13 protein-coding genes and 2 pseudogenes are annotated in these 11,347 nt (G+C 67.2%); all 15 read right to left on the reverse strand.

Annotated elements, in window-relative coordinates:
• Window positions 1-658, reverse strand: a pseudogene (locus tag A5745_RS00850) (NADH dehydrogenase subunit D); the annotation flags it as partial.
• Entirely contained in the window at window positions 658-1,386 is a 729-nt protein-coding gene (locus tag A5745_RS00855) for an NADH-quinone oxidoreductase subunit C (RefSeq protein ID WP_076064438.1), read from the reverse strand. The gene A5745_RS00855 and the pseudogene A5745_RS00850, both read right to left, overlap by 1 nt.
• Window positions 1,383-1,937: an NADH-quinone oxidoreductase subunit B family protein gene (locus A5745_RS00860; protein ID WP_076064437.1), complete on the reverse strand. Its 555-nt coding sequence runs from the start codon at window positions 1,935-1,937 to the stop codon at window positions 1,383-1,385. Before A5745_RS00860 ends, A5745_RS00855 begins: the two co-directional genes overlap by 4 nt.
• Before the next feature lie 8 nt (window positions 1,938-1,945).
• On the reverse strand, window positions 1,946-2,323 hold the full coding sequence (locus A5745_RS00865; RefSeq protein WP_076064436.1) for an NADH-quinone oxidoreductase subunit A: 378 nt from the start codon (window positions 2,321-2,323) through the stop codon (window positions 1,946-1,948).
• 258 nt (window positions 2,324-2,581) lie between these two features.
• The gene (locus tag A5745_RS00870; protein ID WP_076064435.1) at window positions 2,582-3,001 is read right to left on the reverse strand and encodes a response regulator transcription factor; all 420 of its coding nucleotides are present in this window, start codon (window positions 2,999-3,001) and stop codon (window positions 2,582-2,584) included.
• Between the two features lie 30 nt (window positions 3,002-3,031).
• Window positions 3,032-3,580: a YceI family protein gene (locus A5745_RS00875; protein ID WP_076114786.1), complete on the reverse strand. Its 549-nt coding sequence runs from the start codon at window positions 3,578-3,580 to the stop codon at window positions 3,032-3,034.
• Window positions 3,581-3,625: 45 nt separating this feature from the next.
• Window positions 3,626-4,024, reverse strand: coding sequence for a nuclear transport factor 2 family protein (locus A5745_RS00880; protein WP_076114787.1), 399 nt, complete (start codon window positions 4,022-4,024; stop codon window positions 3,626-3,628).
• An 11-nt stretch (window positions 4,025-4,035) separates the two neighbouring features.
• The gene (locus tag A5745_RS00885) at window positions 4,036-4,422 is read right to left on the reverse strand and encodes a DUF6285 domain-containing protein (RefSeq protein ID WP_076114788.1); all 387 of its coding nucleotides are present in this window, start codon (window positions 4,420-4,422) and stop codon (window positions 4,036-4,038) included.
• Window positions 4,419-5,399, reverse strand: a complete 981-nt coding sequence (locus A5745_RS00890; protein ID WP_254848472.1) for a phosphotransferase family protein — start codon at window positions 5,397-5,399, stop codon at window positions 4,419-4,421. The genes A5745_RS00885 and A5745_RS00890 overlap by 4 nt, the downstream gene beginning before the upstream one ends.
• Window positions 5,400-5,407: 8 nt before the next feature.
• Window positions 5,408-6,646, reverse strand: a complete 1,239-nt coding sequence (locus A5745_RS00895) for an acyl-CoA dehydrogenase family protein (RefSeq protein ID WP_076114790.1) — start codon at window positions 6,644-6,646, stop codon at window positions 5,408-5,410.
• Between the two features lie 22 nt (window positions 6,647-6,668).
• The gene (locus tag A5745_RS00900; RefSeq protein ID WP_076114791.1) at window positions 6,669-7,280 is read right to left on the reverse strand and encodes a TetR/AcrR family transcriptional regulator; all 612 of its coding nucleotides are present in this window, start codon (window positions 7,278-7,280) and stop codon (window positions 6,669-6,671) included.
• Between the two features lie 14 nt (window positions 7,281-7,294).
• Window positions 7,295-8,188: a hydroxymethylglutaryl-CoA lyase gene (locus tag A5745_RS00905; protein WP_076114792.1), complete on the reverse strand. Its 894-nt coding sequence runs from the start codon at window positions 8,186-8,188 to the stop codon at window positions 7,295-7,297.
• Window positions 8,185-9,390, reverse strand: coding sequence for a CaiB/BaiF CoA-transferase family protein (locus A5745_RS00910; RefSeq protein WP_076114793.1), 1,206 nt, complete (start codon window positions 9,388-9,390; stop codon window positions 8,185-8,187). Before A5745_RS00910 ends, A5745_RS00905 begins: the two co-directional genes overlap by 4 nt.
• Window positions 9,387-10,559, reverse strand: coding sequence for a S9 family peptidase (locus A5745_RS00915; RefSeq protein WP_076064539.1), 1,173 nt, complete (start codon window positions 10,557-10,559; stop codon window positions 9,387-9,389). Before A5745_RS00915 ends, A5745_RS00910 begins: the two co-directional genes overlap by 4 nt.
• Before the next feature lie 20 nt (window positions 10,560-10,579).
• Window positions 10,580-11,239, reverse strand: a pseudogene (locus A5745_RS00920) (homogentisate 1,2-dioxygenase); the annotation flags it as partial.
• Window positions 11,240-11,347 lie beyond the last annotated feature (108 nt).

Below are 11,347 nucleotides of genomic sequence, written 5' to 3' on the forward strand. Positions count from 1 at the left end.
CGCGCAGGACCTGCCCCCCAACGCGGAAACCGAAATCGCCGCAGCCCTCGAGGAACTCAAGAAGCCCCTGCGCGACACCGCCGGGCCGGATGTAGGCGCTGTTCATCCGCAGCCCGCTGATCGATTCGAACAAGTTCAGGACGATCTCGCGCCCGCGGAAGCCGACGAACATGGGGGTCATGGCCCCCAGCTCCATGCCACCGGTCGCCAGGGCGACCAGATGCGACGAGATCCGGTTGAGCTCCATCATCATGACGCGGATGACGTTGACCCGTTCCGGAATCTCGTCGGTGATGCCGAGCAGCTTCTCCACGCCCAGGCAGTAGGCGGTCTCGTTGAAAAACGGTGCCAGGTAATCCATTCGGGTCACGAAGGTGACGCCCTGCGTCCAGTAGCGGTACTCGAGGTTCTTCTCGATTCCGGTGTGCAGGTAGCCGATTCCGCAGCGGGCCTCGGTGACGGTCTCGCCTTCGATTTCGAGGATCAGCCGCAACACGCCGTGGGTGGACGGGTGCTGGGGTCCCATGTTGACGATGATGCGTTCCCCGGGGTCGGCCTCGCGGGCGGCGTCGACGACCTTCTCCCAGTCCTGGCCGCCGGCAACCACGATCGTCTCGGCGGCGCCGTCATCGTGCGTCGAATCAGTGATAGTGCTCATCAGTTGTAGGCTCTCCGCTCATCGGGCGGGGGTATCTGCGCGCCTTTGTATTCCACGGGAATCCCGCCGAGTGGGTAGTCCTTGCGTTGCGGATGCCCGTGCCAGTCGTCGGGCATCTCGATGCGGGTGAGTGACGGGTGTCCGTCGAAGATGATGCCGAAGAAGTCGTAGGTCTCGCGCTCGTGCCAGTCGTTGGTCGGGTAGACCGAAAACAGCGACGGGATGTGTGGATCACTATCCGGCGCAGACACTTCCAGTCGGACGCGCCGATTGTGCGTGATCGACTGCAGCGGGTAGACGGCGTGCAGCTCGCGCCCGGTCTCGTGCGGATAATGCACCCCGCTGACGCCGAGGCAGAGCTCGAAGCGCAGGTGGGGTTCGTCGCGAAGGCGCTGGGCGACCTGCGGCAGCAGCTCCCGGCGCACGTGCAGGGTCAGTTCGTCGCGGTACACCACGACTTTCTCGATGGCGTCTTCGAATTCGATGTCGCCGGACTCGAGCGCTTGCGCGAGCCCATCGACGACGTCGTCGAAGTAGCCGCCGTAGGGCCGGGGGCTGCTGCCCGGCAGCGTGACCTCGCGCACCAGCCGCCCGTACCCGGACGTGTCACCGGTCCCGGACGCGCCGAACATGCCGCGGCGAACGTTGATGACTTCCTCACCGGGAGCGGGGACGGACCCGCCCACCTCGCTGGCGGCTACCTTCGGGTCGTGATCCGGTGAGCTCATCGCAGCAGTCCACGCATCTCGATCGTCGGCCTGACCGCCAGGGCCGCCTCCTCGGCTTCGGCGATGGCACGCTCGCGGTTGACGCCGAGCGGCATTTCCTGAATCTTCTCGTGCAGCTTGAGGATTGCGTGCAGCAGCATCTCCGGCCGCGGGGGACACCCGGGGAGGTAGATGTCCACCGGAACGAGGTGATCCACCCCCTGCACGACCGCGTAGTTGTTGAACATCCCGCCCGACGACGCGCAGACACCCATGGCCAGCACCCATTTCGGCTCGGCCATCTGGTCGTAGATCTGCCGCAGCACCGGCGCCATCTTCTGACTGACCCGCCCGGCAACGATCATCAGATCGGCTTGCCGCGGCGTCGCGGAGAAGCGCTCCATCCCGAAGCGTGCGATGTCGAATCGCGGCCCCGCCGTCGCCATCATCTCGATCGCGCAGCACGCCAAACCGAACGTCGCCGGCCACAAAGAGTTCTTGCGGACATAACCCGCGACCTTCTCGACGGTAGACAGCAGGATCCCGCCGGGGAGTTGTTCTTCCAGGCCCACGTCTTACCTCAATCCCACGTCAGGCCGCCGCGGCGCCACACGTAGGCGTACGCCACAAAGACCGTGAGCATGAACACCACCATCTCGACCAGCGCGAACGTCCCCAGGGCGTCGTAGCTGACCGCCCACGGATACAAGAACACGATCTCGATGTCGAAGATGATGAACAGCATTGCGGTCAGGTAATACTTCACCGGGAACCGCTGCCCGGGCCTCGCCTCCGGACCGCTCACCGACGATTCGGTGGGTTCGATCCCACACTCGTACGCGGCCAGCTTGGACTTGTTGTAGCGCGACGGGCCGACCAGGCTCGCGATCGCGACCGAGCCGACGGCGAACGCGGCGGCGATCGCGCCTAGCACCAGGATGGGTATGTAGACGTTCAACTCGCTCCATGATCCGTCGTGTGGGCCGCCTCGATGCTGAGTGGCGGCCGGCGGTAACCGGGCTGCTGTGACGAACCGGGTCTGGAGTGCGCCACAGTGACTTTCAACATAGCGTCGCCAGCGCGGGCGCACGTGCCCGGGGTGCTGCTATTTGCCCGGTCTTAACGTCCCCGCATCAGGGCGCGTCGTCGCCGGGGTGCTAAGCGACCGCCCACACGGCCTAGATTTCCGTGTCGGCGCAGGTGGGAGCGGTAATTGCTAGTGAGTGGGCGTGCGCAGCAGGCCCAGTGCCGTCCGGCCCAGCACAATCGGGTCGAGCGGATGCGGGACCGCGGCCTCGGCGCGCGACCAGCTGGCCAGCCACGCATCGTCCGGGCGCCCCGTGAGGACCAGGATCGGTGGGCAGTTCGCGAGTTCGTCTTTGAGTTGCTTGGCGATGCCCATGCCGCCGGTCGGGGTCGCCTCGCCGTCGAGGATGGCCAAGTCGATGCCGCCCTCGTCCATCGTGCGGATCACCATCGGGCCCGTCGCCACCTCGACATAGCTCAGCTCCGGCAGATCCGGGTGCAGCCGCTTGCCCAGCGCCCGCATCACTTGGTCGCGCGTGTGGGCGTTGTTGCTGTAGACGAGGATCCGCAGGGCCTCGCTGGATTCGGTATTGGGGCTCGAGGCGGGCACGGTGCAGATGCTACTGGTGCCGCGGCGGTCTCACCGGGGCGCCCGCACGAAGATGGCATCCGCCGCCACCGTTGCCGTCGCGCCGATCATGCCGAACCTGTTCCAGCCCAAGTCGAACTCGGATCGGTCGACCTTGGTTTGTCCGCTGATTTGGATGGAGCCGTCCTCGAGCTCGGTGATGGTTACGGGTAGGGGCAGCGGCGCGGTGATGCCCTTGATCGTGAGGTTCGCCCGCAGATCGGCGGCTTTGCCTTTCGGCGGGCCCTCGGTGGGATGCACCGCGGTGACGACGACGCTGATCTCGCCGAAGCGCTCGACGTCGAAGAAATCGGCCGAGCGCAGGTGCCTGTCGCGGCGTTTGATTCCGGTGCTCAGCGATGCGGCGCGGATGTCGAGGCGGCCGAAGACCGCGCCCTTGCCGGTGAGTTGTCCGTCGCCGCTGAAGTCGGTGAAACGGCCCTTGACGTTCAGCAGGCCCCACATGTTTTTGACCTTGAAGGTGATGGCCGAGCGATCCGGAACGATGTTCCACACGCCGGCCATCTCGGGATCGTTGAGCAGCGTTTCCAACGTCGTCATGTCGCCTCCTTAGTCAGAACCGGTCAGAACCCGTCAGAACCGGCCTCATCTCATCAGGGGATCGATGCCGGCGGGGTCAAAGTACTCGTCGATCCGGTGGATCAGCCCGTCGGTGCCCACCTTGATCACGATGCAGACGCGTAGCGAGATCGATTGTCCGGCATGGCCGGTGGCGTGCAGGAGGTGTTGCTGGACGAAGCCGCCCACCGATCCGTCATCAAAGACCTGACGGTCCAAGATCTCGTAGTGGCGCTCGGTCGTGACGTCGATGAACCAGTCGATGACGCGCAGCGCGCGGGCCTTGTTGTCATCGCGGCGCGCACCCACCCGCCAGACGGCGATGTCGTCGCTCCACATTCGGTCGACGATCGCCTTGTCGCCCTTTTCGATCGCCGTGAACAGGCGCTCGGCCACGTCCACGATGGCCTCGGCGGTAGCGGGCATGGCTCTGGCTCCTATTCCCCGTCATATTCACGGTCGTAATATTCACGGTCGTATCCGGGATGGGCGACCGCCAGTCGCTGCCGCACCAATGTCCGCAGGCAGGCCGTGACGCCCTCCGAGTTTTCGTCGAGCTCACCGGCCCGGATCGCGGCGGCCAGACCGGCCTCGTCGTCGAAACCCAGGGCGGCGAGCGCCGCACGGGCCTGCGCCGCACCGTCGTCGAGCAGTTCGCGTTCGACGATGCGCAAGACGTTGGCGGCCACCCGGGCGTGGAAGTTGACCTGCCCGGTGGTCGCCTCTCGGACGTCGGCTTTGATGAGGCCTTCGATGAATTCGGCGACCGCGGCCACCAGCTCGGCCGCCGTCGGTCGCCCGTGCAGCTGTTCACCGGACGTCATGTGCGGGCCCCTTCCGCGAGCAGGTTGAGCAGATCCCACTCGGTTTCGCAGACGCGGCGCCCGATCGCCGCCAGTTCCACCGAGCGGACCTGCCCGCTCAGGTGACGCTCGGCCTGGTGGCGGCAGATGACGCCCCAGCGCAGCGTGGCCAGCACCAGCCACCAGTGAAGCGCCGCTGGATCGACGGTAGCCCCGCCAGCCTCTTCGTAGGCGAGCAGAAAGCTCTCGATGCTGCCCAGCCCGCCGGCGCCGAGGCTCGGCGGGGCGCCGAACCGCCAGGCCCGGATGCAAAACCAGGCCAGGTCTTCGTAGGCCTGCCCGACGTGCACCAGCTCCCAGTCCAGAACGGCGGCGAGGTCGGATCCGTCGACGATGAGGTTTCCCATCCGGAAGTCGCCGTGCACCAGCACGCTGGGCGAGGGCTGCGGCTGGTGGGCCGCCAGCCAGCGAAACCCCCACTCGAAGGTGGCCGTGGTGTCGCCCATCGCGTCGAGGCGCTCGCGCCATTCGTCCAGTTGGTTCTCGTGTGTGAGGCCGGGCAGGTTCTGCTCGGCGCGGTGGATGGCGGCCAGTGCCCGGGCGCACTGTTGGAGCAGCCGCGCCCGGCCCTGTTGCCCATCGGTGCTGTCGAGCTGACGCTGGATGCGCCGAACGATGGTCTCGCCCTTGATCTCGTCGCAGACGAGGTACGGATTGCCCAGTGCGGCAGGCGAATCGTCGGCGACGAGGATGTGCGGGACGGGCGCCCCGGCGGCGGCTGCCGCGGCCTGCGCTCGTGCTTCCAGTTCCATGCCGGCGTGCACGTCGTCGGGTGGGCCGGTGCGCAGGATGAGCGAACGGCGTTGGCCGTCCGTGACCGCGTCGAAGGCCCACGTGGCTCGGCTGGCGCCACCGGTGAGTGCGCGCAGGTTGTCGATACGCACGTCGGCGCCCAGTGCCGGGCCCAACACCGCGGGCAATCCCTCCTGCAAATTCACGTGCAAATTCACTTGCTGCCAAACTTGAACAACCGCTGGGCCACTCGGCGGATCTGAATCTCCTCGGCGCCCTCGGTGATCCGGTAGCGGCGGTGATGGCGGTAGATGTGCTCGAACGGTTCGTGACGGCTGTAGCCGAGACCGCCGAAGATCTGCATCGCACGGTCCGCGGCGTTGCAGACCAGCCGGTTGGCGCGGTAGTTCGCCATCGACACCTTGTCGGAGACCTCCATGTGGTGGTTGCGGTCCAGGTGCCACGCTGCGTACTGCACCAGCAGCCGCACCATCTGGGCCTCGGTCTGCAGCTCCGCCAGTGGCCATTGCACGGCCTGGTTGACCGACAGCGGCTTGCCGAACACCGTGCGCCGACCCGCGTATTCCGCGGCGCGGTCGATGCAGTATTGCGCCGCACCCAGGCTGCTGGCGGCCTGACGAATCCGGTTCTCGTGCAAGAATGTCTGCGCGACCTCCAGGCCGCGGTCCACCTCACCGAGCACCGCGTCGGCCGGCACCCGCACGTCGGTCAGCTCCACTTCGCCGTGGTCGGTGGGCATGTTGAAGGTCCACCAGTAGTACGGCACGTTGAAGCCCGGCGCATCGGTGGGGACCAGGAACGCGGTGATGCCGCGGGCCTGCCCGGGCTCACCGGAGGTGCGGGCGAAGATCAGGTCATGGGTGGCGCGATGCACGCCGGTGTTGAATCGCTTGGAGCCGTTGATCACCCACTCGTCTCCGTCTTGCTTGGCGTGGGTTACCAGCCAGGTCGCATCGGAGCCGTGCGCGGGCTCGGTGAGGCCGAACGCCATCGAGCGTTCGCCGGTGATCAGCGCTTCTGACCAGGCCAGGCGTTGCTCGTCGGTGCCGAAGCGCTCCATCATGATCACCTGCGGGAAGTTCCCGACGATCGAGGATTCGTTCTGCAGGTCGTTGTGCAGGCCAAGACCCTTGTGCGCCAAGTGTTCCCGAATGACGGCCATGTCGACGTTGGAGCCGTCGCGCCCGCCCAGCGAGGCCGGTAACCCATAGCGCAGCCAGCCGGCCGCATCGGCCCGCCGGCGCATCTCGGCCAGCAGGTCCTCCCACTCGCGTGTCGGGATGCCGTCGTTGTCCCAATCGGTGCGGGCGTGCTCTCGGCGCTGGTCGAAGTACTGCATGTTCTCGGCCTGCAGCGGAGCGATTTCGCGCTCGATGAAAGCGTCCATGTCGGCAAGCAATCCCGGAAGGTGTTCCGGCAGGGTGAAATCCACGATGTTTCTCCTCGAAATTTCGTTATGAGCCGTAGAGCGTTTTCTTCCAGACCGTCGACAGGGTTGCGATGGCTTCCTGGTCGCTGACTTCCAACCCGAGGCCGGACGGTCCAACGACCACGGTGGTGAAGTTTTCGAACAGCAGCGCGATGGCGGCCGCAATGTGTTCGGGGTTGAGCTCGGCGCCGTAACCCTGTTCCTGGGCGCGGCGGACCGAGGCGGCCACGATGTCCATGCCGAAACGCCGAAATTCGTTCTGGACGGCCGCGAAGCGCTGCTGGGTGGCGCCCAGCTGGGCGACGGCGATCATGATGCCGATGTTCTGCTTGAAGATGTTCCAGTAGCCGGTGACCACCGAGGTGAAGAACGCGTCGTCGTCGGGCGACTCCGGCAGGCGAACGCTCAGCCCGGACGGTGCCACGACCTCGTGTAGAAACGACTCGGCCAGCGCGGCCAGCAGGTCTTCCTTGTCAGCGAAGTACCGGTAGAACACCGCTGGCGATTTACCGGCGGCGGAGGTGATGTCGGCCAGCGTGGTGCCGTGAAAGCCGCGCTCGGCGAACAGTTTACGGGCGGCCTGTTCGATGGCCTGCCTGGTCTGGCGGCCCTTGGAGGTCAGCTCTCCCGACGGCATCAGGCCCCCGGCACTTACTGTCTCTGTCGGTCGCCGGCGCGCAACAGAGCGCTCGGCAGATCATGGCCGACAACCGACTTCGCGACTTCGGCCGCGGCGATGGCGGCCTGCAGGTCGACGTCGACTTCGATGTCGCTGTCGCGCAGCAGGTACACCAGATCCTCGGTGGCGATGTTGCCGGTGGCGCCGGGTGCGAACGGGCAGCCGCCCAGCCCGCCGACCGAGGCGTCCAGGCGGGTGACCCCCGCGCCGACCGCCGCGTAGGCGCTGGCCAGCCCGGCGCCGCGGGTGTTGTGGAAGTGCCCGCCCAGTGGCATGTCGCCGAGGATCGGACGTAGTTGCGAGACAAGCGAACTCACCCTGCGCGGGGTGGTGGTGCCGATGGTGTCGGCGATCGAGAACCGGTCCACGCCCCGCTCGCGGGCGGCGGCGGCGATGTCGAGCACGCGTTGGGGCGGGGTCGGGCCCTCGAATGGGGAGTCCCACGCCGTCGCGACGATCACCTCGACGGTGACCCCGCTGCCGTGCGCGATGGCCACGATCTCGCCGATCTCGTTGGTGGCCTCGGCGCTGGTACGCCCCACGTTGGCCTTGCTGAACGTGTCGTCTGCCGCCACGACGTACTCGATCGACCGCAGGCCGGCGGCGACGGCCCGTTTGGCCCCGCCGGGGCTGGCGACCAAGGCCGAGAACTCGATGTCGGGGTAGTTGTGCAGCTGTGCCGCGAGTTCGGCGGCGTCGGCCATGGACGGCACCTTGGTGGGGGAGACGAACGCGGTGGCCTCCACCTCGCGGACTCCCGTGGCGGCCACGGCCGCGAGCAGTTCCAGCTTGGCCGACAACGGGATTGGCTTTTCGATCTGCAGGCCGTCGCGCAGGGAGACCTCGCGTATGTCGACGTGCGTCATAGCACCTCCTCGGCCCTAAGCTCCTCGAGTTCCTCGGCGGTCTTGCCCAGCAGCCCGATGTAGACGTCGTCGTTGTGCTGTCCGGGACGCGCCGGGCCGGCGTTGCGGACCGCACCCGGGGATTCGGAGAGCAGCGGCACGATTCCCGGTCCCAGCACGTTACGCCCGACGCGCTCGTCGTAGTGCTCGACAAGCATGCCGCGCGCCCGCAGCTGTGGGTCGTCGACCACCTCGGCGACCGTGTTGATCGGCCCCGAGATCACGCCTGCGGCGGACAGCGTTTCGATGATTTCGCCGGGTTGCCGTTCGGCGGCCCACGCGCCGATGATCTTGTCGAGCTCGTCCTGGTTGCGCCCGCGCGCCCCATGCGTGGCGAAGCGATCGTCGGTGGCCAGTTCCGGGCGGCCCATCGCCGCGCACAGGCGCGTGAACACGGTGTTCTGGTTCGCGGCGATCACCACCCACGAACCGTCGGCGCTGCGATAGATGTTGGACGGCGCGATGCCCTCCAGTCGGGTGCCCGACGGCCCGCGCACCACGCCGCCGACGTCGTAATCGGGAATCGTGGATTCCTGTACGGCCAAACATGATTCGGTAAGTGCGACGTCGACGACCTGGCCGCGGCCGGTCACGCCGCGGCGGTAGAGCGCGGCCAGCGCGCCCTGGGCGCCGAACATCCCGGCCAGGCTGTCGCCGAGCGAAAGCGCGAGCCGGGGCGGCGGGCCGCCCGGAAAGCCGTTGAGGTGCCTCAGCCCGCTGGCGGCCTCGGCCACCGAGGCGTAGCCCGCCTTGTGTGCGTCCGGCCCGGTCTGCCCGTAGCCGGATACCCGGACCAGGATGATGCCCGGGTTGCGTTCGCTGAGGACGTCGTAGCCCAGGTTCCACTTCTCCAGCGTGCCGGGCCGGAAGTTCTCGACCACGATGTCGGATTTTTCGACGAGCTCGCAGAACAGCTCGCGGCCGCGCGGCCGGCGCAGGTCGAGCGTGATCGCCCGCTTGTTGCGCGCGTGCACGGTCCAGAAGACGTGGTGCCCGTCGAGCTCGGCCTGGCCCCACGTGCGCAACGGGTCCGGGGCGCCGGGCGGTTCCACCTTGATGACATCGGCGCCCATGTCGCCGAGTAACCGGCCCGCAAACGGTCCGGCGATCAGGGTGCCCAGCTCGAGCACCCGGATGCCGGCCAGCGGGCCGGTAGGAGTCATGCGGTCTCCGCGAAGTCGTGGCGTATCAGCCAGTCGGTGATGATCTCGACGGCCTGCCGCAGCTTATCGCGCTGGTCGGGACCGGCGTAATAGTGCGTGGCGCCCGGGATTTCGTGCATCTCCTTGTCGGGGTGTCCGATCGCCTCGAACAGCCGCCGGGTGTGGCTGGGCGTGCAGGCATCGTCGGCCAGGTTGCCGATCACCAGAGCGGGGACCGCGATATCGCGCCCACACTCCACGCCGTCGCCGCGGGCTTCGTCGTAGCTCCACTGCGAGAGCCAGCCGCGCAGGGTCGAGAAGCGGGCCAGCCCAACGGGGCTCATGTTCACCACTTGGGGATCGCCCAGGTAGCACGTGCCCGGGGTGCGTTCGTTGGGGTCGACGGTGGGGTCCAGCCAGCGCGGGTCGGCCATGGTGCCGTGCACGACGAATCCGAACTCGTCGTCGGGGCGGCCGGCGGCCTTGAGTTCGTCGAGCTTTTTCCGGACCCACGCGGTGATCCGCCGGTTGCGCTCGATCTGAGCCTGCCGGTAGCGCGCGAGGAACTCTTCGCTGTAAGGCGGCTGGTTGGGGTTGTCGGGGTTGTACAGGTCGAGTTCGGGATCGCGCTTGGTGGGGTCGGATTCGTCGAGGATGGATGCGTCCAGCCATTCGGTCAGCGTGCCGTGCCGGCTGATGTGCGCGGCGAGCAACATGATCCCGTCGGCGGCGGGCAGGTCCAGCGCGGTGAGATCGGGGCCGTCGCCGGACGGGCTCGACGTGATGGTCGCGTGCTGCGCCTGCTGCTGGTAGAACACCGACAGCGAACCGCCGCCACTCCACCCGGCCAGCACGACCTTCTCGTAGCCCAGCCGCTTCTTGGCGTCCTTGATGCACTCGCCGAGATCTTCGACCACCTTCTCCATCAGCAGCGCCGAATCGGTGCCGCGGAACCGGCTGTTGCAGTAGATGACGTGGTGGCCGGCCCGGGCCAGGCCGTTGATCATCGGCAGGTATGCGCCGCCGCCGATCGGGTGCATGAACACCAGCACGGTATCCGACGGCTTGTTGGGCTTGAGCAGATAACTCTCCAGCACGGTGATCTCGGCTAGCCCGCCGTAGACATCGCGGACGCTCGAATTGTTCTGGAAAGCAACGAGATACGGGATTCGGTCGTATTCGTGTTTCACGGCGGAGTTCACGGCGGAGTTCACGAGTGCTGTCCTAGGTCGTGCGCCAGCACCTCGGCCGAGGGTGTCAGGCGCCGGCGCGTGTCGATGGCGATGACTTGCCAGTCGACGCGCGAATGCTCGTCGAATTTGCGGCGGGCCCGTTCCCGGGCCTTCTCCGGCGCGCCATGGTGAACCCCTTGCGGCGCATGGGAAATCAGGCCCGGCGGCATCGGGATGCCGTAGAGCGAGCCGCCGTGAAAGAACGCGATCTCGTCGTAGTCGACGTTGCGGTGATACCAGGGTGTGCGCTCGGTGCCCGGGATGCCTTCGGCCGGCCTGGGCAAGAAATTCATTACGTAGACGCCGGTGGCCTGCATGAACAAATGGACGGTCGGCGGCAGGTGGACGCTGTCGGAGGTAATGACGTTGTAGTCGGCGATGTTGAATGTGAACGCGAAGTTGTCGCCGCGCCAGCCTTCGACATCGATCGGATTGTGTTGGTAGTAAAGCGTCGTCGGGCCGCCCTCGTGTACCAGGCGGACCTCGTACTCGTCACGGCCGTCATCCTCGATCGGTTCCGGCTCGGGGATCGTCGCCTGCGACGGGTCGAAAGGGAAGTGACGGCCCAGCGACCCGGGCGGCGGCACCCGGAATTCGTCACTGGACTCGATCATCAACAGCGTGGTCTCGCGGTCGGGGGGGGGGGGGGGGGGGGGCGCCGGGGGGGTGTTGGGGCAGTAGACAGCGGCGCGGCGCGGCGCCCCGCCCCCCCGCCCCCGCCGCCCCCCCCCCGCGGCCGCCGACCC

The organism is Mycobacterium sp. IS-2888 (assembly GCF_001954215.1).
GTDB lineage: Bacteria > Actinomycetota > Actinomycetes > Mycobacteriales > Mycobacteriaceae > Mycobacterium.